This is a genomic window from Nocardia sp. NPDC058244, assembly GCF_042882065.1.
Taxonomy (GTDB): domain Bacteria; phylum Actinomycetota; class Actinomycetes; order Mycobacteriales; family Mycobacteriaceae; genus Nocardia.
In genome coordinates, this window is record NZ_JBHVWX010000007.1 from 405,547 (window position 1) to 428,253 (window position 22,707).

The 22,707-nt window shown below is 71.8% G+C and carries 10 protein-coding genes; 7 read left to right on the forward strand and 3 right to left on the reverse strand.

All coding sequences use genetic code 11. From position 1 onward, the window contains the following. The first annotated feature begins 8 nt into the window (after positions 1–8). Complete coding sequence (locus ACFVW6_RS24075) at positions 9–1,316, forward strand: sensor histidine kinase (protein WP_378829969.1); 1,308 nt, start codon at positions 9–11, stop codon at positions 1,314–1,316. A 1-nt stretch (position 1,317) separates the two neighbouring features. On the opposite strand, the gene ACFVW6_RS24080 is transcribed toward ACFVW6_RS24075, so the two are convergent. Then, positions 1,318–1,866: a GtrA family protein gene (locus ACFVW6_RS24080; RefSeq protein WP_378829972.1), complete on the reverse strand. Its 549-nt coding sequence runs from the start codon at positions 1,864–1,866 to the stop codon at positions 1,318–1,320. 87 nt (positions 1,867–1,953) lie between these two features. Here ACFVW6_RS24080 and ACFVW6_RS24085 point away from each other — a divergent pair, with 87 nt between their 5' ends. Then, complete coding sequence (locus ACFVW6_RS24085) at positions 1,954–3,129, forward strand: 5-(carboxyamino)imidazole ribonucleotide synthase (protein WP_378830082.1); 1,176 nt, start codon at positions 1,954–1,956, stop codon at positions 3,127–3,129. A 149-nt stretch (positions 3,130–3,278) separates the two neighbouring features. Then, entirely contained in the window at positions 3,279–3,785 is a 507-nt protein-coding gene (gene purE / locus ACFVW6_RS24090) for a 5-(carboxyamino)imidazole ribonucleotide mutase (RefSeq protein WP_378829974.1), read from the forward strand. On the opposite strand, the gene ACFVW6_RS24095 is transcribed toward purE, so the two are convergent. After that, complete coding sequence (locus ACFVW6_RS24095) at positions 3,782–5,413, reverse strand: acyl-CoA synthetase (protein ID WP_378829976.1); 1,632 nt, start codon at positions 5,411–5,413, stop codon at positions 3,782–3,784. The two genes, purE and ACFVW6_RS24095, sit on opposite strands and share 4 nt — an antisense overlap. Positions 5,414–5,603: 190 nt before the next feature. Here ACFVW6_RS24095 and ACFVW6_RS24100 point away from each other — a divergent pair, with 190 nt between their 5' ends. The 4 genes from ACFVW6_RS24100 to ACFVW6_RS24115 all read left to right on the forward strand — a co-directional run bounded on the left by ACFVW6_RS24100 (position 5,604) and on the right by ACFVW6_RS24115 (position 22,397). Continuing rightward, positions 5,604–6,263 (forward strand): TetR family transcriptional regulator, encoded by a 660-nt coding sequence (locus ACFVW6_RS24100; protein WP_355271700.1) that lies wholly within the window; start codon positions 5,604–5,606, stop codon positions 6,261–6,263. A gap of 165 nt (positions 6,264–6,428) precedes the next feature. Then, positions 6,429–7,586: an acyl-CoA dehydrogenase gene (locus ACFVW6_RS24105; protein ID WP_355271701.1), complete on the forward strand. Its 1,158-nt coding sequence runs from the start codon at positions 6,429–6,431 to the stop codon at positions 7,584–7,586. 484 nt (positions 7,587–8,070) lie between these two features. Next, positions 8,071–8,784, forward strand: a complete 714-nt coding sequence (locus ACFVW6_RS24110) for a DUF6875 domain-containing protein (protein ID WP_355283350.1) — start codon at positions 8,071–8,073, stop codon at positions 8,782–8,784. Continuing rightward, positions 8,781–22,397, forward strand: coding sequence for an amino acid adenylation domain-containing protein (locus ACFVW6_RS24115; RefSeq protein ID WP_378829981.1), 13,617 nt, complete (start codon positions 8,781–8,783; stop codon positions 22,395–22,397). Before ACFVW6_RS24110 ends, ACFVW6_RS24115 begins: the two co-directional genes overlap by 4 nt. Here the strand turns inward: ACFVW6_RS24115 and ACFVW6_RS24120 are convergent. Beyond that, on the reverse strand, positions 22,394–22,678 hold the full coding sequence (locus ACFVW6_RS24120) for a GNAT family N-acetyltransferase (protein ID WP_355283356.1): 285 nt from the start codon (positions 22,676–22,678) through the stop codon (positions 22,394–22,396). The two genes, ACFVW6_RS24115 and ACFVW6_RS24120, sit on opposite strands and share 4 nt — an antisense overlap. Positions 22,679–22,707: the final 29 nt, after the last annotated feature.

The following is a 22,707-nucleotide window of genomic DNA, read 5'->3' on the forward strand; positions in this document are numbered from 1 at the left end:
TCAGGGCCGTGCGCCGCCGCATCCTGCGCTCGATCCTGACCGTGCTGACCATCACCACGGTGGTGCTCGGCGTTCCGCTGATCTACACGGCCTGGCTCTGGGTCGAGGACATCACCCGCAACGACCTGCAGAGCCGCCTGGACCGGGTGGCCGCCGAGGTGATCGCCCAGGAGCGCGGCGACGGCACCGTGCACGACGGCCTGGACGTGCGCGCCATGCGGGCGCTGGTGCCCGAGGGCGGCAAACTGACGATCGTCTACCCGACGCCGCTCGACAATGCCGCGCGCACCGATATCGGTGTCGACCACGTCGACGATCCGCTCGTCGAATCGCTGTCGATGGGCACCTCCGGGTCGCTGCGGCTCGAGGTCCCCGCCGGGCCCATGCACTCCCGGCAGGAGCAGGCGGTGGCCGCGGTCGCGCTGGCCGTGCTCGCCTCGCTCGGCGCCGCGTTCTCGGTCGCGGTGGTGACCGCGCGCCGGGTCGCCGACCCGCTGCGCGACGTGGCCGCCCGTGCCGCCCGGCTGGCCATGGGCGACTTCCGCCCCGACCCGCGCAGGCACGGCATCGCCGAGCTGGACCGCGTCTCCGACGTGCTCGATTCGGCGACCGTGGAGATCGCGGGCAGGCTGCAACGCGAGCACGCGCTGGTCGCCGACGTCTCCCATCAGCTGCGTAGCCGCCTGACCGCGGTGCGCCTGCGCTTGGACGAGCTGTCCACCCACGCCGACCCCGAGGTGGTGCACGAGGCCGAGGAGGCGATGGCGCAGGTCGACCGGCTCACCGAGGCCATCGACGACCTGGTCCGGGCCTCCCGCGACGAGGACGCCGCCGACCGCGATCCGGTCCCGGTGATGGCCGAGCTGCGCGGGGTCATGGCCGAATGGGCGCACCCGTTCACCGAGGAGGGCCGCGAACTGCGCCTGATCGGCGACGAGTCCCTGCGTGCCCCGATCACCGGCTCCCGGCTGCGCGAGGCCGTCGCGGTGCTGGTCGACAACGCCCTGATGCACGGCGGCGGCACCTGCACGGTGTCGGTGCGCACGGTGCCGACCATGAGTTCGCGCGATCCGCTGGTCTGCGTGGAGGTGGCCGACGAGGGCGAGGGCGTGCGCGACGAGCTCGCGCCGCACATCTTCGACCGCGGCTTCTCGGCCGGTGGCTCGACCGGTGTCGGCCTGGCGCTGGCGCGGGCACTGGTGGAGGCCGACGGTGGCCGGCTGGAACTCCAGCGCCGCCGCCCGGCCCTGTTCGCGGTGTTCCTCGGCTCGAAGGTCAACCGGTCGCCGAACGCGACCCTCACCGAGCCGCGCTGACTCAGCTGCGGCCGAGCGGTTCCTGTTCCTCTTCGATGAGGTCCTCGAGCTCGGCGACGATCTCGTTCATCTCGTCCGGGAAGACCCAGCGGCGCATCGCCCAGAACCGGAACGCCATCTGCAGCAGGTTGCCGATGATGAACGCGCTGACGAAGTCGGCGATGTTCTCGACCAGGAAACTCACATCGGGCTGGCGCAGATCGAGGACGTAGCTCGAGATCCACAGGGGAATGTTGCTCAGGATGACGCCGATGCCGCTGACACCGAAGAACAGCAACGCCTCGTGATGCTTCTCTCGGCCGCCGCGATTCTTGAACGACCATTCCCGGTTGAAAATGTAGGACGCGATCACTGCCACGACCCCGGAGATGATCTTGGCGGTGACCGGTTTCTCGGCCAGAACCGTCCATTTCAGGAGGTAGAACAGGCCGCTGTCGATCACGAACGTGGTGGCACCGACGATGGCGAACTTGATCAGCTCTTGATGCCGGAACGCTAGCTCGCGCAGGCGCGGGGGAAGGACGCTGACCACGTCGTCGACGATTGACACGAGTTCCGAGTGTACCGGTAGCAAAGATTCGCTTTCGACATGACAACATTGCACGACGTGAGTGCACGTTCGTTCGATCCGTCTGCCATGCCCACCGTCACGATGGTCGGTGGTGGCCAGCTCGCGCGCATGACGCATCAGGCCGCCGTCGCCCTCGGCCAGCGTCTCCGGGTGCTCGCCGAGCGCCCCGAGGACCCCGCCGCGCAGGTGACCCCCGACGTCGTCCTCGGCAGCCACGACGATCTGTCCGCCCTGCGCAAGGCCGCGGTCGGGTCGCACGCGCTGACCTTCGATCACGAGCACGTGCCGACGGCACACCTCGAGATCCTGGTCGCCGAGGGCGTCAACGTGGCCCCGCCGCCGCAGGCGCTGATCTTCGCCCAGGACAAGCTGGCCATGCGGACCAAGCTGTCCGAGCTCGGACTACCGGTGCCCGCGTTCACCGAGGTCACCGCGCCCGCCGACGCGATCGCCTTCGGTGACGAGCACGGCTGGCCGTTCGTCCTCAAGGCCGTGCGGGGCGGCTACGACGGCCGTGGCGTGTGGATGCCCGCCGACGCGGCCGAGGCCGAGCGGCTGGTCACCGACCAGCTCGCGCACGGCGTGCAGTTGCTCGCCGAGGCGAAGGTCGACCTGAAGCGGGAGCTGTCGGCCATGGTCGCGCGGTCACCGTTCGGTCAGGCGGCGACCTGGCCGGTGGTGGAGACCGTGCAGCGCAACGGTCAGTGCGCCGTCGTGATCGCGCCCGCCCCCGACCTGCCCGAGGACCTGGGCGCCCAGGCCGAGACGATGGCGCTGGAGCTGGCCGCCGGCCTCGGCGTCGTCGGCGTGATGGCCGTCGAGCTGTTCGAGACCCACGACGGCGCGCTGCTCGTCAACGAGCTCGCGATGCGTCCGCACAACTCCGGCCACTGGGGTATGGACGGCGCCCGCACCGGCCAGTTCGAGCAGCACCTGCGCGCGGTCCTGGACTACCCGCTCGGCGACACCACCCCGCTCGCCCCGGTGACGGTGATGGCCAACATCCTCGGCGCCCCCGAGGCGCCCGAGATGCCGATGGACGAGCGCCTGCACCACCTGTTCGCCCGCCTGCCGGAGGCGAAGGTCCACCTCTACGGCAAGGGCGAACGTCCCGACCGCAAGATCGGCCACATCAACATCCTCGGCGAGGATGTCACCGAGGTCCGCGAGAAGGCCGAACGCGCCGCCCACTGGATGTCACACGCCGTCTGGACCGACGGCTGGGACCCCCACGGCGCCTGAACACCCACCCCAAACGTGACCACCACGTTTTCGGCCGCCTCGCCGCCGAGGGGCGAGACGTAACGCCGAAGGCGCAGTATCGCCCCTCGGCGGCGAGGTCACGAGGCCGAAAACCCGCGGCGCCAGCCGCCGAAAACACAGGAGCGCACGTGAGCAACATCGGTCCCCAGGTCGGCTTGATCATGGGCAGCGATTCCGACTGGCCGACGATGGAGGCCGCCGCCGAGGCGCTGGCCGAGTTCGGCATCCGTTTCGAGGTCGGCGTGGTGTCCGCGCACCGCACCCCGCAGCGCATGCTCGACTACGCGCGCGACGCCGCGGGCCGTGGCCTGCAGGTGATCATCGCGGGCGCGGGCGGCGCCGCCCATCTGCCCGGCATGGTCGCCTCGGCCACCGCGCTGCCGGTGATCGGCGTTCCGGTGCCGCTGAAGTACCTCGACGGCATGGACTCGCTGCTGTCGATCGTGCAGATGCCCGCGGGCGTCCCGGTCGCCACCGTCTCCATCGGCGGTGCCCGCAACGCCGGTCTGCTGGCCGTGCGCATCCTGGCCGCCCATGATCCCGCCCTGCGCGCCCGGATGGAGCGGTTCCAGGCGGGACTCGAGCAGATGGTCCTCGACAAGGACGAGGCGCTGCGCACCAAGCTGCTGGGCTAGCCCTGGCGCGCCGCGGTCAGCGCGGTCTCCGGGTTGGCCGCCGCGTAGCGCTTCGCCCAGGGGTAATCCGCCTTGCCGCTGGGCTGGCGCCGGATCTCGTCCACGATCCAGAAGGTGCGTGGCACTTTGTATCCCGCGATCTTGGTGCGAACGTGGGCGCCCAGGGCCGCCACATCGACCGTCGCGCCGGCGCGCGGCTGCACGAGGGCGGCCACCGCCGCGCCGAACCGCTCATCCGGCACGCCGATGACCAGCGCGTCGACGATCTCGGGGGCCGACTTCAGCGCGCCCTCGACCTCCTCGGGGAACACCTTCTCCCCGCCGGTGTTGACGCATTCCGAACCGCGGCCCAGCAGGGTGACCATGCCGTCGGCCTCGTAGCGCGCGTAGTCGCCGGGCACGACATGGCGCACCCCGTCGATCTCGACGAAGATCGTCGCGCTCTTTCCCGGATCCTTGTAGTAGCCCAGCGGCACCGGACCGCTGCGGGCCATCCGGCCGACGGCTCCGGGCACCGGGGCGACCGGGGCGCCGTCGTCGTCGATCAGCACGGCCTGCTTGCTGAAGCGCACGCGCGGCCCCGCCGAATGATCGGTGTCCGCGCTCAGCTGGCCGATCCCGGTCAGCCCGCTCTCCGAGGCGCCAACGGTGTCGGTGATGATCAGGGTGGGGAACGCCTCGACGTAGCGGGCCTTGAGCGACTGGGAGAACAGCGCCGCGCTGCTGTTCATGGTGAGCAGCGACGACACGTCGTAGTCGCCCGCCAGGTAGGCCTCCAGCAGCGGACGGGCCATCGCGTCGCCCGCGATCTGGAGCATGTGCACCCGGTGCCGCTCGATGGCGCGCCAGATGTCGTCGGGGTCGAACCGCGGCGCGAGCACCAGGGTGCCGCCGGAGTTCAAGGCGATGAACGCCGTCCACTGCGCCGCACCGTGGATCAGCGGCGCGACCGGCAGCCAGGTCATCACGTAGTCGGTGGCCGCGGCCTGGTTCGCGAATTGGTATTCGTCGGTGATGTACTCGCCGGTGAGGTGCTGGATGCCGCCGCCCTGTGCCCGCCAGACGTCCTCGTGGCGCCACATCACGCCCTTCGGATATCCGGTGGTGCCGCCCGTGTAGAGGACGTAGCGGTCCTCGGCGCCGCGTTCGCCGAAATCGCGGGCGGGCGAGTGGGCCGCCAGCGCGGCCTCGTATTCGACACCGCCGTAGCGGGCGTAGTCCGCGTCCGATCCGTCCTCGACGACGATCGCGTGCGCGAGCTTCGCGAGCCGGGGCGCGACCTCGGCGACGATGTCGGCGTATTCGCGCTCGTGGATCAGCGCGACCAGGTCGGCGTTGTCGGCGAGGTACCGGACCTCGTCGGCCACGTAGCGATAGTTCACGTTCACCGGCACCGCGCGCAGTTTGAAGGCCGCGTACATGGCCTCCACCGCCTCGATCGAGTTCCGTGCGTACACGCCGACGTGGTCGTCCCTGCCGACGCCACGGGCCGCCAGGTGATGCGCCAAGCGGTTGGCTCGATCGTCGAGCTCCCGATAGGTGACCCGGCGTTCGCCGCAGATGATCGCGGTGCGGTCGGGCACGGCGTCGACGGCGTGTTCGAAGAGGTCGGCGAGATTGAAAGCCATGCAGCACAAGGTAGAACGAGTATCAGTTGTCGGCAATAGACAGCACTGGGAGCTGGATTCGGCGACATTTGTTGCGCCGGAACGCGTTCTACTTCGTTGCGAAGGGATCGGTGCAGCCGGTCGGAGCGGGTTCGCTCCGCCGGAACAACCGGCGTCATCGGCCGTCGTAGCCGGTGACTACGGTGGTCGGGTGGCACACGACGACGCGGCGCAGTTCCGGCTCACGGTGGTGGATCAGGCGTTGCGGTTGTTCGCCGAGCGGGGGTACGAGGCGACGACGGTGGACGAGATCGCGGTGGCGGCGGGCATCTCCCGCCGGACCTTCTTCCGGCAGTTCCGGTCCAAGGAGGACGTGATCTTCGCCGATCACGAGTTCCAGCTGGCCCTGGCCGAGGAGTCGTTGCGGCGGGCCGAGGGCGACCCGTGGGAGGCGGTGTGCGAGGCCGTGATCGGGGTATTCGAGCGGTTCACCCAGTGGCGCGATATCGCCGCGCGCCGGTATCAGGTGGTGCGGCGGGTGCCCGCGCTGCGCGAGCGCGAGATCGTGACGGTGTTCCGGTACGAGCGCCTGTTCACCGATTACCTGCGCGAGCAGCTGCCCGATGTGCCGGACCTGGTCCGGGTGCAGTTCACCGCCGCGGTGACCGCGACGCACAACTATCTGCTGCGCCGGATGGTGCGCGGCGAGTCCGCGGCCGCGGTCGCCGACCTGCGCACCGAACTGGCCATGATCCCGCGCGGCAGGCGGGAGCAGTCGCCGCGCGAGGAGCTGGTCGTCGCGGTCTTCCCGCGGGACATGCCGCCGCGCAAGGTGGCGGACCTGATCACCGCCCAGCTCGGTAACCTGTGAGCGCCGCTTCGGCGGCCACAGCTTGAGGTGACACTGAGTGCCACCGGCATATCCCCATGTGGGGGTAGAGTGCCGGGCGTATAATCAAGTCGGATTGGCACTCGGTGCCGATGTAGGACGCGCTGTCGACCGCAGCGATCACCACCACGACCAGGAGAGTGCCCGATGGCGGGAAACCCGGATTTCAACCTGTTCCAGCTCGAGGACTTCCACGATGAGCTCCGTGGCGCCATCCGTGGCCTCGCCGAGAAGGAGATCGCGCCCTACGCCAAGGACGTCGACGGCAACGCCCGCTTCCCCGAGGAGGCGCTGACCGCCCTCAACGCCGCCGGCTTCAACGCCGTGCACGTGCCCGAGGCCTACGGCGGCCAGGGCGCCGACTCGGTCGCCACCTGCATCGTGATCGAGGAAGTCGCCCGCGTCTGTGGTTCGTCCTCGCTGATCCCCGCCGTCAACAAGCTCGGCACCATGGGCCTGATCCTCAACGGCTCCGAGGAGCTGAAGCAGAAGGTCCTCGCCGACCTGGTGGACGGCAAGATGGCCTCCTACGCGCTGTCCGAGCGGGAGGCAGGCTCCGACGCCGCCTCGATGCGCACCCGCGCCAAGGCCGACGGTGACGACTGGATCATCAACGGCTCCAAGTGCTGGATCACCAACGGTGGCAAGTCCGAGTGGTACACCGTGATGGCGGTGACCGACGCCGAGAAGGGTGCCAACGGCATCTCCTCGTTCATGGTCCACAAGGACGACGAGGGCTTCGTCGTCGGCCCGCTCGAGCACAAGCTGGGCATCAAGGGTTCGCCCACCGCCGAGCTGTACTTCGAGAACTGCCGCGTCCCCGGCGACCGCATCATCGGCGAGCCCGGCACCGGCTTCAAGACCGCGCTGCAGACCCTCGACCACACCCGCCCGACCATCGGCGCGCAGGCCGTCGGCCTGGCCCAGGGCGCGCTCGACGCCGCGATCGCCTACACCAAGGATCGCAAGCAGTTCGGCAAGACCATCGCCAGCTTCCAGAACACCGAGTTCATGCTGGCCGACATGGCGATGAAGATCGAGGCCGCCCGCCTGATGGTCTACACCTCGGCCGCCCGTGCCGAGCGTGGCGAGAAGAACCTCGGCTTCATCTCCGCCGCCGCCAAGTGCTTCGCCTCCGACGTGGCCATGGAGGTCACCACCAACGCCGTCCAGCTCTTCGGTGGCGCCGGCTACACCACCGACTTCCCGGTCGAGCGCATGATGCGCGACGCGAAGATCACCCAGATCTACGAGGGCACCAACCAGATCCAGCGTCTGGTGATGGCGCGCCAGATCCTGCGCTGATCGCGGCGCACCAGCGCGACGCCCCCGTGGCCCCCGGCGAATCCCGCCGGGGGCCACGGCTGTTCCCGGGTGCGGGTGATGTCGCGGGCGTTATCTCGATAGTCGCTGCGTAGCGGCCGATTGACGATCGAATTGTGCCTTTTGATTAAGAGGAGAACGGGCCGAGAAATTCAACCGATATCAGAGGGTTATTTATTCGTGCCCTGGGAGCGAATCGTTTCGCTGCCTCCGTGCAATATACCAGGACAGGTGGGATCCAACTGAGCCGTCGGGGTCGTTGAATGTGGCCGATGTCGAATCCTCCTGAGTAGATAAGGGCTGTGAGCTGGCTCTTTGTCCGTCTATAGCAGGAGTCGGCAACATGGTGCATAACGCTGAAACCTTAAGTGGTCCGGGCCGCCGCAGATATTCGAGTGGTCCGCTACTCACGTGCGCGGCCGTGCTTCGGGGGAATACTCGACCTCGTGATGTGGCGAGGTGAAATATGACCGAGGTAATTTTCGGATCCCGCTCGGGAATGAGCTGGTACCCGCTGTCGACCGCCACCGAGACCTCGCGTTTCACACAGGCCACACTGGACGGTATTCGCACCTGGGCCCGCGAGCATCTGACCCAGCCGCTGGGTGAGATCGGGCGCGACGGTCCGGTCTGCCCGTACGTCGGCCCGGCGATGCGGCGCGATCTCATCTGGGTCGGCCGGGTCGCGGGCGCGCAGCCCTGGCCCGCGTACGTGCGGCTGGTGCTCTCCGACGCGCTGGAATTGTTCCCGAAGCTGCCGCCGGATGGGGGCGGCGCCGCGGTGCTGCGCTGCCTGGTGACCGCGATGCCCGAACTGCACGACTACACCGTCATCGACGACCTGCACGATCAGCTCAAATCGGAATTCGTCGAACGCGGCCTCATGCTCGGCCAGTTCTACCCCGGCTGCACGCAGCCCGGCCTGTGGAACCGGGAATACCACCCGCTCGACTCCCCGATCCCGATGCTGGTGGTGCGCACGATGATGGCCACCGACTTCCCGTTCCTGATCTCCCGGCCGGAGTGGATGTCGGCCTACGTCAAGAAGTTCGCGCCCGGCCTGCCCGCGCACGTGCGGCGGGTCGTGGTCGGCAGGCTCATCGCGAACGCGAACGCCGAGGTCCCCGCGTACTACGACGAGGAACTGCACGGGGCGATCGCCGGGAGCAGCGGGCGATGACCCGCGAACTGTCCACCGCGCCGACGACCGACCCGGCAGCGGTCGAGGAGTTTCCGCTCTCACCCGCCCAGCTGGGCATGTGGTACGCCCAGCAGCTCGACCCGGCGGTGCCGCTCTACGAGGCGCAGTACATCGATATGCGCGGTCCTCTCGACGTCGACCTGCTCGTCGCGGTGTCGAAGCAGGTCAGCCGGGAGTTCGAGTCCGGGCTGCTGCGGCTGGTCGACACCGGCGACGGGCCGCACCAGGTCGTCGACCGGCGGATCGAACTGACGATGGCCGTCCTGGACTTCAGCGACGCCACCGATCCCGAGGACGAGGCCATCCGGTGGATGCGCGCCGATGTCGCGGCGCCGATCGATCTGCTCGGCGACCGACTGGTCATGACGGCGCTGCTGCGGATCGCGCCCGATCGGGTGCTCTGGTACTCGCGCGCCCACCACATCGTCATCGACGGTTTCGCGTCGGCGACGGCGCTGTACCGGGTCGCCGAGCTCTACAACGCGGCCCTGGCCGGGCAGTCGCCGAAGCCGAGCGTGGCGGCCGGGTTGCGCACGGTGCACGAGGCTGAGACGCGCTATCGCGACAGCACCCGCTACACCGCCGACGCCGAGTACTGGACGCAGCGGATCGCCGACATGCCGCGCCGGTGCAGCCTCGTCGACGCCCCGGCGCCCGCCCACGCGCTCGGCCGCCAGCACCGCGCCGAGCTCGCGCCCGCCGCGAAGGCGCGCCTGGACGCGGCGGCGGCCCGCTACGGCGTCGGCACGGCCGGGCTGGTGATGACCGCGCTGGCCGTCTACTACGCGCAGGCCACCGGCACCGAGGACGTCGTGCTGAGCCTGCCGGTGTCCGGCCGCACCACCGCCATGCTGCGCCGATCCGGGGGCATGCTCGCCAATGTGGTGCCGCTGCGGGTGCCGGTCCGGGCCGACAGCACCGTCGCCGAGCTGGTCGATGTCATCCGGGTCGAGGTCTCGGGCGCGCTGCGGCATCAGCAGTTCCGGCACGAGGAGATCCGGCACGGCGACGGTGCCGCCGAGGCGGGCGGGCGCGGGTTCGTCGGCCCGGTGGTCAACATCATGCTGTTCCCCACCGAGGTCGATTTCACCGATGTCGAGACCAGCCTGCACGTGCTGACCTCGGGCCCGATCGAGGACCTGTTCGTCAACTTCTACCAGCACGGCGCGCACAGTCCCGTCCACGTGGACTTCACCGCCAACCCCGACCGCTACGACGCGGAAACCCTGGCCCGCCACCACGAGCGCTTCCTGGCGCTGTTCGACGCGATCATCGACGCCGAGCCGGAGACCGAGGTGCGCGCGCTCGACTACTTCCTGCCCGACGAGCGACCGCTGCGCGCCGGACTGCGCGGTGCGCCCGCACCAGCGCCCCGGCTGCTCGTGGACGTGCTCGAGGCGGGGATGGCGACGGCGGGTCCGGCGGCCACGGCGGTCGTCCACGGCGACCGCGTCCTGGATTACGGTGCGCTGGACCAGCTGTCGGATCGGTTGGCGCGACGGCTGGTCGCGGCCGGCGCGGGTCCGGAGACCGCCGTCCTGGTGGCGTTGCCGCGCTCGGTCGAGTCGGTGGTGGCGTTCTGGGGTGTCGTGCGCTCCGGGGCGGCCTACGTGCCGGTCGGCGTGCAGAACCCCGCACCGCGCCTGGCCACCATGGCGGCGGAATGCGGTGCGCGGCTGGGGATCACGACCGCGGACCGGCGCGCGGAGCTGCCCGAGGCGGTGACCTGGATCGCGCTCGACGAACCCGGCGCGGACGACCTCGGCACCGCGCCGTTGCCGCGCGCCCGGATCGACAACCCCGCCTATCTCGTGTTCACCTCGGGCTCCACCGGCACCCCCAAAGGTGTCGTGGTCACCCACGCGGGCATCGCCGGCCTGGCCTCGGCCGTGCGCGCGGCCTACGGCGCCGACCGCGATTCTCGCGTAGCGCACTGCCTCAACCCGAGTTTCGACGCTTCCCTGCTCGAACTCCTGGTCGCCTTCACCGCGGGCGCCACCCTGGTGATCACCGACGCGGCCGCGGGCGCCGACCTGGCCGCCACGATGCGCGATGCGGCGATCACCCACCTGTGCTCGACGCCCGCCGTGCTGTCGTCCCTGCCGCCGGACGCGCTCGACGGCGTGCGCGCGGTCTCCACGGGTGGGGAGGCGTGCCCGCCCGAGGTGGTGGCGCGGTTCGGCACCGGCCGCGCCCTGATCAATTCCTACGGGCCGTCCGAAACGACGGTGGCGGCGACCTTCACCGACCCGCTGGCCACCGGTCACCACACCGGCATCGGGTCGCCGGTGCCCGGTGTCAGCCTGCGGGTCCTCGATCATCTGCTGCGCCCGGTGCCCGCCGGAACGCCGGGTGAGTTGTTCATCGCCGGTCCGGGATTGGCGCGGGGCTACGCCGGGCGGGCCGCCGCGACCGCGCAGCGGATGGTCGCCGATCCGTTCGGCGCGCCGGGCGCGCGCATGTACCGCTCCGGCGATCGGGTCCGGTGGCGTGCCGTCGACGGCACGTTCGTCCTGGACTATCTGGGTCGCACCGACTTCCAGGTGAAATTGCGCGGGATGCGGGTGGAACCGGGCGAGATCGATGCCGTCCTGGCGACCTGCCCCGGCGTCGACTTCGCGGTGACGGTGGTGCGGACCGGGGCGTCGGGGCGCGACGTGCTCGCGTCGTACGTGGTGCCGGTGCACGGGACCGGCGACCTCGACGGCGCGGCGCTGCGCGAATTCTGCCTGCACCGGCTGCCCGCGCATATGGTGCCGAGTTCGGTCACCGTGCTCGCCTCGCTGCCGCTGACCGGCAACGGCAAGGTCGACCGGCGGGCGCTGCCCGAGCCGGCGGTGGCGCCGTCGGCACCCGCCGCGGCTGGCCCGGAGCGGGCGCTGTGCGCGCTGTTCGCCGAGGTGCTCGGGGTGCCCGAGGTGGGGCCGGGGGCGTCGTTCTTCGCGCTCGGTGGTGATTCGATCCTGTCGATCCAGCTGGTGTCGCGCGGCCGGTCCGCCGACCTGGTCTTCTCGGCGCGCGATGTGTTCGAGCATCCGACCCCGGCCGAGCTGGCCGCTGTCGTCGCCGTGCCGGGGGAGCGGGCGGTGCTGCGCGAATTGCCCGGTGGCGGTGTGGGTTCGGTGCGGCGGACGCCGATCGCGGACTGGTTGCTGACCCAGCCGGGGTGGCGGCGGTTCGCGCAGACGATGGTGCTGGCGCTGCCGCCCGACATCGATCGCGCGCGGCTGACCCGCACGCTGCAAGCCGTGGTCGACCAGCACGACATGCTGCGGGTCCGGATCGTCGACGGTGACCGGCTCGAGGTCGCCTCGCCGCGGACGACCGACGTGGCCACCTCGGTGGAGCACCGGCCCTGCGCGCGGATCGAGCCCGGCGACATCGCCGCGGCGACCGCGGCGGCCGTGGATCGGCTCGACCCGGCCGCGGGCAGCGTGCTCGCCGCCGTCTGGCTCGATCCGGGCTCCGGCGGGCGGCTGGTGCTCGCGGTGCACCATCTGGCCGTCGACGCGGTCTCCTGGCGCATCCTCATCGCCGATCTGGTGGCGGCCTGGACCGCCGTCGAGGCGGGCGCCCCGGTGCGGCTGCCGCCGGTCGGCACCTCCGTGCGGACCTGGGCGGAGGCGCTCGACACCGCGGCCGACGCCGCGACATGGACCGAGCAGCTGGACTACTGGTGCGACGTGCTCGGCACTCCAGAGCCGCGCCTCGGCGCGCGTGCCCTCGACCCGGCGCGTGACGTCGGCGCCGGACTCGACCGCGTCGAGGTCGTCCTCCCACCCGCGATCGCGGCACCGCTGGTCCAGCACCTACCGACCGCCCTGCGCTGTGGTGTGGAAGAGGCGCTGCTCGCGGCGCTGGTGTCCGCGGTGCGTGCGCATCGTGGTGAACCGGGGCCCGCGCTGCTGATGCTGGAACGGCACGGCCGCGACGAGACCGTCGTGCCGGGGGCCGACCTGTCGCGCACGGTCGGCTGGTTCACCAGCCAGTTCCCGATCGCGCTCGATCCGGGTGCCGATCCGGAGCCGCTGGCGGCGGTGGCCGCGGTGAAGGAGCAGCTGCGCGCGGTGCCGCGCGGCGGGTTCGGGTTCGGGCTGCTGCGGCACCTCCGCCCCGCGTCCGCGGCCCGGCTCGGTGCGGCGGGGAGCCCGCAGATCGGGTTCAACTACCTCGGCCAGATCGCCGCCGCGGACGCCGAAGTTCCGTGGCTGCCGGTCGATATGGCGGAGCAACTCGGTGGTGCCGGTGGGGGCGAACTGCCGGTGTCGACCGTGCTCGCCGTCGACGCCGCGACCCTGGACGGGCCGGACGGGCCGACGGTACGCGCGGTCTGGCGGTTCCCGGCCGATGTGATCGCCCGCGACGCGGTGCAGCGAATCGCCCGGAACTGGGTGTCGACGCTGGCGTCGATCGCGCGCGCGGTCGCCGAGCCGGGCGCGGGCGGGCTGACCCCGTCGGACCTGCCGCTGGTGCGGGTCACCGGCGAGGAACTGGACCGCTGGCAGCGCCGCTACGACGGCGTCGCGGACGTCTGGCCGCTGTCGCCGTTGCAGCAGGGACTGCTGTTCCACACCCGGCTGGCCGCCGGGCACACCGACAAGTACATCGTGCAGTCGGAATTCGCGCTGGCGGGCCCGGTGGATCTGGATCGGCTGCGGACCGCCGCGACGGCACTCGTGCGCAGGCACGCCGCCCTGCGCACCGCGTTCGTCACGACGGCGAACGCCGCGGTGCAGGTGGTACTCGACGAGGTCGAGGTGCCGTGGCGGGTGCTCGACGCCGACCCGGCCGACTGCGCGGCGCTCGCGGCCGCCGAACTCGCCTGCCCCTTCGATCCCGAACAGCCCCCGCTGCTGCGATTCCTCTGTCTGCGTTGCGGTCCCGACGACGTGCGCCTGATCGTCACCAATCACCATCTCGTCCTCGACGGCTGGTCGATGCCCCTGCTGCTGGGCGACCTGCTCGCGCTCTACGACGGCACCGCGCCCCTCGGCGAACCGGAGCCCTATCGGCACTACCTGGAGTGGCTGGTCCGCCAGGACCTGGCCGCCGCCAGGACCGCGTGGACGGACGCGCTCGCCGGACTGTCCGGCCCGACCCTCGTCACGGCCGCCCGCGTCCAGCGAACGCACGGGGCTGAACCCGTCGACCTGGGGGTGGCGGTGCCGCTCGCGCCGGACACCACGGCCGCCCTCGACCGGCACCGCGCGGCCGGTATCACCACGAACACCATCGTCCAGGCGGCCTGGGCGCTGCTGCTGGCGGAGCTGACCGGGCATACCGACGTGGTCTTCGGCGCCACGGTATCCGGGCGCCCACCGGAGCTGCCCGGCGCCGATCGCATCGTCGGCATGCTGGTGAACACCCTGCCCGTGCGCGTCGCCCTGATCCCGGACGAGCCGGTCGGCGCGCTGCTGGCGCGCATCCAGCGCGAACAGGGCGCGCTCGTCGACCGGCACATGGTGGGGCTCAACGAGATCCAGTCCGCCGCCGGGCTCGGCCCGCTGTTCGACACCGGCATGGTCTTCGAGTCCTACCCGATGGACGCCGAGTCCCTGCGCGCCGCCTCGGACCAGGCGCGCCTGCGTGTCACCGACTTCCACGGCCGCGACGGCACCCACTACCCCCTGTGCCTGGCCGCCCACGACCGCGGCGATCTGCGCCTCACCCTCACCTGCTCGGACCGCTACTTCGACGACACCGAGGCCACCGCCCTCGCGCACCGGCTGTCCCGCATCGTCGCCCGGCTCGCCGACCCCGCGACCCCGGTGGCCGCGGTGCGCGGGATCGAGGGCGCCGAGGTCGTCCGCACCCGGCCGCGACCGATCCAGCTGCTGCCGGAGTTGCTGGCCGCGGGCACGGGCGCAGGGGGAGTCGCCGTCACAGGATCTGCTGTCGCGCAGGCGATACCGGTGAGCCGTCGGGAATCCGGGCAGGACAGTGGGCAATTCGAGACCGGCACACGCGATAGGTCTGGCCAGGGCGGGGCGGTCGTCGGGCGGGAGGCCGTCGAGAACGCTGCTGGGGTGGCCCGTCCGGGGGCCGGCGTCGGGAGTGGGGTGGCCGAGCTCGGCTACGTCGAGCTCGATGATCGGTCGAATCGGTTGGCGCGCACACTGATCGACGCCGGGGCCGGGCCGGAGTCGGCGGTGTTGATCGCCCTGCCGCGATCGCCGGAGTGGTTGGTGGCGGTGTGGGCGGTCGCCAAGGCGGGTGCCGCGTTCGTGCCCGTCGATGTCGAGCATCCGGCCGAGCGGATCGCCGCGGTCGCCGAGGGCAGCGCCGCCCGGCTCGGGCTCACCCTGGACGCGCATCGGAATCCTTTGCCGGACACCATCTCCTGGCTGGTGCTCGACGACGCGGCGACGCCGGACCGGGTGGCCGCCCGCTCGGCCGACCCGGTGACCGACGCCGACCGGGTGCGCCCGCTGCACGCCGGGCATCCCGCCTATCTGATCTACACCTCCGGCTCGACCGGCACGCCCAAGGGCGTCACGGTCACCCACGCCGGGCTCAGCGGACTCGTCGAAGGCGTCGCCGCCCGGCTGCGGCCGAGCCGGCGCGACCGCTTCCTGCTGTGCATGAACCCAGCCTTCGACGCCTCGATCCTGGTGTGGCTGACCTGCTGTCACGCCGGGTCGACACTCATCCTCGCCCCGCCGGCAGCCACCTCGGGCGACGATCTCGCCCGGGTGATCACCGACCATCGGGTGACCCGTCTGGTCGCACCGCCCGCCGTTCTCACCACGCTGCCGACTACCGCCGTCGCCGATGTCCGCACCATCGTGACCGGTGGCGAAGCCTGCCCACCGGAACTGGTCGCCCGCCTCGGCACGGGCCGGACGATGCTGAATTCCTACGGCCCCGCCGAATCGACGGTGGCGGTCACGCTGAGCGCCCCGCTGACCCCGGACGACGCGGCCGACCTCGGCGCCCCGCTGCCCGGCTGCGCGCTGGCGGTCCTGGACAGCTGGCTGCGCCCGGTGCCCCAGGGCGCGGTCGGCGAGCTGTACCTGATCGGCCCCGGCCTCGCGCGCGGCTATGCCGGTGCCGCCGCGCGCACCGCGGAACGCTTCGTGGCCAACCCGTTCGGTGCCCCCGGCGAGCGGATGTACCGCACCGGCGACCTGGTGCGCCGCACCTCGGCCACCCGGCTGAACTATGTGGGCCGCAACGACTCCCAGGTGAAGCTGCGCGGAATCCGGGTGGAGCCGGGCGAAGTGGACGCCGCGCTGCTCGCCGCGCCCGGCGTCGCGCTCGCCGTCACCGTTCCCCGGCCCGGTCCGGCCGGTGACCAGATCCTGGCGTCGTACGTCGCCCCGATCGCCGGCGCCGAGTTGACCCCGACGGCGCTGCGCGAGTTCCTGGTGCGACGGCTGCCCCGGCACCTGGTCCCCGCGACGGTCACGGTGCTCGACGCGCTGCCCGTCACCGGCAACGGCAAGGTCGACCTGCGCGCGCTCCCCGAGCCCCAGCTCACGCGCGCGCCGTACCTCGCCCCGATCGGCGCCGAGCGACTGGTCGCGCAGGCTTACGCCGCGGTCCTCGAGCACCCGGAGGTCGGCGCCGACGACGACTTCTTCGCCCTCGGCGGCGATTCGCTGTCGGCCGCGCGGGTGGCGGCGCGCCTCGGCGCGGAACTGGGTGTCCAGGTGCCGGTGCGGCTGCTCTTCGAGGCCCCGACCGTGCACGGGCTCGCGGCCCGGCTCGGTGGCGAGGCCGTGCTGCCCGCCGGGGTGCTCGGCGGGCCGAGCGCGGGGCCTCGTCCCGACCGGATCCCGCTCGCGCCCGCGCAGCGGCGGATGTGGTTCGTCAATCAGTACGACCCGGCCTCCGGCGCCTACAACATCCCGGTGGTGCTGCGGCTGACCGGACGACTCGACCTCGCCGCGCTGCGGGCGGCGCTGTCCGACGTGGTCGAACGGCACGAGGCGCTGCGCACCGTCTACCCCGGCCACGACGGCGTCGGCTACCAGGTGATCGTGGCGCCGGACCGGCTCGCCGACCGGTTCGAGGTCACCGACATCGACCCGTCCCGGCTGCCCGCCGCGATCCTCGCCTGCGTCACCGAGGGTTTCGATGTCGCCGCCGCGGTTCCCGTGCGGCTGCGGCTGTTCCGCGTCGGCCCCGAGGAACACGTGCTGGCCGTGGTGGTGCATCACATCAGCGCCGACGGTTCCTCGATGGGGACGCTCGCCCGCGACGTGATGACCGCCTACACCGCGCGCGCCGCCGGGTCGTCGCCCGTGTGGCCGGAGTCCGCGGTGCAGTTCGCGGATTACACCCTGTGGCAACGGGATCGGCTCGGTGGCGCCGACGATCCCGAGTCGCTGTCGGCGCGCCAGCTCGCGTACTGGACCGACACCCTGGCCGGGCTCCCGGACCGGCTGGAACTGCCCGCCGATCGTCCCCGCCCACCGGTCGCCTCCCTGCGCGCCGGCACCGTCGCCCGCACCGTCGACCCGGAACTGCGGGCGGGTCTGGAACATCTCGCCGCGACCCGCCGGTGCTCGCTGTTCATGGTCCTGCACAGCGCGCTGGCCGTGCTGTTCGCCCGCCTCGGGGACACCACCGACATCGCGGTCGGCACGCCCGTCGCCGGTCGCGGGGTGGCCGAACTCGACTATGTCGTCGGCATGTTCGTCAATACCGTGGTGCTGCGCACCGAGGTGCGCGCCGCGCTGCCGTTCACCGACCTGCTCGACCGGGTCCGCCGCACCGACCTGGACGCCTTCGCGCACGCCGACGTGCCCTTCGAGAACCTCGTCGACCTGCTCGAACCCACCCGGTCGGCGGCCCGTCACCCGCTGATCCAGGCCATGCTGATCTTCCAGAACCTGGGCCGCGCCGAGTTCGCGCTGCCCGGCCTCGGCGTCGAGGCGGTCGAGCTGGACCAGCAGAGCCTGCGCTTCGATCTCAGCCTCACCGTCGGCGACGACAGCGCCGACGGGCTGGCGGTGCGCCTGGGCTACGCCACCGACCTGTTCGACGCGGCCACCGCCGCCCGCTTCGCCGACCGCTGGCTCCGTATCCTGCGGGCCGTGGTCGCGAATCCCGCTGTCCCGGTAGGGGATATCGATCTGCTCAACGCCCGCGAGCGCACGATCCTGCCCGGTACGCCACTGCCCGCCGTCGTCGCCCCGGCCGTCCTGCCCGACCTGCTCGCCACCGCCGTCACCACCAACCCGGACGGCATCGCGATCATCGACGGCCCGGCCCACCTCACCTACCGCGAGCTCGACGAACACTCGAACCGCCTGGCCCGCACCCTGATCCGCGCGGGGGCAGGCCCGGAGACCCCCGTGGTGATCGCGGTGCCCCGCAGCGCCGCCTCGGTCACCGCCGTCTGGGCCGTCGCCAAGACTGGCGCCCCCTTCGTCCCCGTCGACCCCGCCTACCCCACCGACCGCATCGCCCAGATCATCACCGACTCCGGCGCCCACCTGGGCATCACCACCCGCGACGCCACCTCGATCCGCCCCTGGCTCGACGCGCGGGGCGCGCTCGGCCTCGGGACTATTGATCACGCGGTTACCGGCGACGGTGACTCCGGAGGACGGATCGTGAGCAGCGGAACGGCGAACAGCGTGCGTGTCGGAAACGCGGCGACCGACGGTGTGGTCGGCGATGGAGACGGGCACCCCGTCGGCTCCACGATCCCCGGTGTGCAATGGCTGGTCCTCGACGGCCAGGCCGCACACGCCGTCTCGCCCGAGCCGATCGACCCCGCCGAACGCCTGGCACCCCCGCGACTCGCCCACGCCGCCTACATCATCTTCACTTCCGGCTCGACCGGCAGGCCGAAGGGCGTCGTGGTCACCCATGCCGGGCTGGCGAATCTGGTTGCCGCGCAGCGGGAGCGGATGAGTATCACCCGTGACTCCCGGGTGCTGCACGTGGCCTCGCCCGGTTTCGACGCCGCCGTGCTGGAACTGCTGCTGGCCGCGGGCGCGGGTGCCGCGCTGGTGGTCGCCGGGCCGACCGCGTACGGCGGCGCGGAACTCGGTGAGCTGCTCGCCGGGGAGCGGGTCACCCATATCGCGCTCACACCGTCGGCGCTGAGCTCGGTGGACACCGGCGACCACGAGCACCTGCGGGCGATCGTCACCGGCGGCGAGCCGTGCCCGCCGGAGCTGGTGCAGCGGTGGGCGGCGCCGGGACGGGTGCACTTCAACGACTACGGGCCGACCGAGGCCACCATCTGGGCGACCGGTGCCGGCCCGCTGCTGCCCGGCTGCGAGATCACCATCGGCACCCCGATTCCCGGCCTGGCCGCGCTGGTCCTCGACGACCGGCTGCACCCGGTGCCCGACGGCGTCACCGGCGAGCTCTACCTGGCCGGGCCCGCGCTGGCCCGCGGCTACCAGGGGCGCCCCGATCTCACCGCCGCCCGTTTCGTCGCCGACCCGTTCGGCAGGCCGGGCGAACGGATGTATCGCACCGGCGATCTCGTGCGCCGACGCGCGGGCGCGCTGGACTATCGCGGTCGCGGCGACCTCCAGGTGAAGCTGCGCGGGCTGCGGATCGAGCTCGGCGAGATCGAATCGGCGCTGGCCGCCGAACCCGCCGTGCACCAGGCCGCCGTGACGGTCTACACCGACTCCGCCGTCGGTGAGCTGCTGGTGGCCTACCTGGTACCGGAACAGGCCGGTCAGCTGACGGTGGATTCGGTGAAAGCCGCACTGGCGCTGCACCTTCCGTCGTACATGGTGCCGTCGTCGTTCGTCGTCCTGGACGCGCTGCCGCGCACCGGCAACGGCAAACTCGACCGGCGCGCGCTGCCGGCCCCCGACATCAGGTCCGGCCGGTTCCGGGCACCGGTCACGGCGGCCGAGCGAGCGGTGGCCGACACCTTCGCCGACCTGCTCGGCGTGCCGAAGGTCGGCCTGGACGACGACTTCTTCGCCCTCGGCGGCAACTCCCTGATCGCCACCAGGATCGCGGCCCGCCTCGGCGCCGCCCTGGACGCCCGCGTGCCGGTGCGCACGGTCTTCGACGCGCCGACCGTCGCCGAACTGGCCGCCGCAATCCGCGCCGACGCCATCCCACCCGGCCCGCGCCCTGGACCACGGCCGCGCCCCGACCGGATTCCGCTCTCGGCCGCCCAGCGGCGGATGTGGTTCCTCAACCGGTACGACCCGGACTCGCCCGCCCAGAACGTGCCGATCGCGGTCGAGGTGAACGGCGAGATCGACCCGGTGGTGCTGCGCGCGGCGATCGCCGACGTGCTGGCCCGCCACGAATCGCTGCGCACCGTGTACCCGATCGACGCCGACGGCGACCCGTACCAGGATGTGCGTGGCCCGGAAGCCGAAGTGACACTGACTGTCTCGACGATCACCCCCGATCGGATCAGGACGGCGGTGGCGGCCGAGATCGCGCGGGGCTTCGACCTCACGAGCGACGTGCCCGTGCGGGTCAGCCTGTTCCGGATCGCCGACCATCGCTCGGTCCTGGCGGTGACCATGCACCACATCGCCTCCGACGGCTGGTCACTGGCCCCGCTGACCCGCGACGTGGCGATCGCCTACGCGGCCCGGCGTGCGGGCGCCGCGCCCACGTGGTCGCCGCTACCGCTGCAATACCCCGACTACGCGCTGTGGCAGCACGAAGTGCTCGGCGACGCCGACGATCCCGGCAGCGTGGCGTACCAGCAGCTGGCGTACTGGCGCGACCGGCTCGCCGGCCTGCCCGAGGTCTCGGCGCTGCCCAGCGACCATCCGCGACCCCCGGTGCTCACCCACCGGGCCGGACTTGTCGAGTTCGATATCGATGCCGCGATCCAGGTCCGGCTGCGCGAACTGGCGCGCTGGCACGGCGTCAGCGTGTTCATGGTGGCGCACGCGGCGCTGGCGGTACTGCTGGCGCGGCTGTCCGGGACCGAGGAGGTGGCGATCGGTTCGGTCATCGCGGGCCGCGGCGCCGGCGAACTCGACGATCTCATCGGCATGTTCGTCAACACCCTGGTCCTGCGCAGCCGGGTGCGGTCCGAGGACACCTTCGAGACCCTGCTCGCCGCGACCAAGGACGGCGACCTGGACGCCTTCGGCAACGCCGACGTCCCCTTCGAACAGCTCGTCGAGGTGCTGGCCCCCACCAGGTCCACCGCGCACCACCCGCTGTTCCAGGTGCTGCTGGTCTTCCAGAACTTCGACCGGGAGTCGTTCGACCTGCCCGACCTGCACGTGCGGCCGATCGAGATGCCGCCGGTCGGCGCGAAGTTCGACCTCGAGTGGATGCTGGCCGAGGAGTTCGGCCCCGACGGCGCGCCCGCGGGCATGTCGGGCACCCTGACCTTCGCCCGCGACCTGTTCGAGGAGTCGACCGCGACGACCCTGGCGCACCGGTTCGCCGATGTGCTCGACGCGGTCACCACCGACCCCGGCCTGCTGGTCGGCGCGCTCGATGTCACCGCGCCACCCGGCACCGTCGTGCACGCGCTCGCCCCCGCGCCGGTGCATCGCACCGACCTGCCCTATCGGCCGCCGGTTACGCCGACCGAGCAGGCCGTCGTCGCCGCGTTCGAGACCGTGCTCGACGTCGACCGGGTCGGCCTGGACGACAACTTCTTCGAACTCGGCGGCACCTCGATGGTCGCCGTCCGGCTGGTCGCCCAGGTGCGCGAGCTGCTCGGCTTCCCGATGCCGGTGCAGTGGATGTTCGGCGATCCGACGCCGGGCGCGCTCGCCGCGCGCATCGCCGCGGCGGGGGACGACCCCGTCGACCTGGCACTGCGGACGCTGCTGCCGCTGCGCACCGGTGGCACCGGTCCGGCGCTGTTCTGCGTGCATCCGGCGATCGGCGTGGCCTGGTGCTACGCGGGCCTGTCCGCGCACCTCGATTCCGGCTTCCCGGTGTACGGCCTGCAATCACCGGGGATCGCGGCCGAACAGCCCGACCGTCCGCTGCGCGACCGCGTGGCCCACTACGCCGACGAGATCCAGGCGACCCAGCCCGAGGGACCGTACCGGCTGCTCGGCTACTCCGCGGGCGGGCCGATCGCGCACGCGGTCGCGGTCGAGCTCCAGCGCCGCGGCGCCCTGGTCGACGCGCTCACCATCCTGGACGGCCGCGCCGATGTCGACCCGGCCAGCGCCGAGGAGATGCCGCCGATGGAGGCGCTGCTCGCCGAGTTCGGTGGGGCCGACCAGGCCGACCGGGCCGCCCAACTGCTTCGCGCCGGCGCTCCCGCCGACGCCGTCGAGCGAATCGCGCCGCCAGTGTCGTCGGCCGATTCCGCGGGGTATCGGGGTACTGCCGCACCGCTGCCCGGCGCCGACAACGAGGTCGGCGCCGGCCCCGGCAGCCTGCTCGACACGATCACCGATGCCGACCTGCGCCGGCTCTACGCCGATTACCAGCAGATCGTCCGGGAGGCCGCCGACTACGCGCCGGGCGTGTTCGACGGTGACCTGCTGTTCTTCAGCAGCACCAGCGCCCGCCCCGGCTACGAGCCCAATGCCCACACCTGGCGGCCCTACGTCAGCGGCGAGATCATCGACCATCAGACGGGCCACGAGCACAACCACCTCACGAGCCCCGAGGCGCTCGCCGTGATCGGCCCGATCCTGGCCGGGTACCTGCGCCGCTAGGCGACCAGGTCCGCGTACTCGCGGTGCTCGGCGATGTACTTCTCCACGTACCAGCAGGTGGGCACGACCTGGTAGCCGGCGGCGCGGGAATCGTCGAGGCCGAACTTCACCACGTCGGCGGCCACCCCGCGGCCCCGGTACTCGGGGAAGGTCATGGTGTGGTGGAAGTCGCGGACCTTCGGGTCGTCCCGTTCGGCGTAGTCGGCGTATCCCGCGAGAACGTCGTCGTGGTAGATCTCGTATCGGGTGTCGGCGACGTTGTGCTCGAGCCTGGTGGTCATACCGGATGCTAACCCGGGGCCGGGACGGG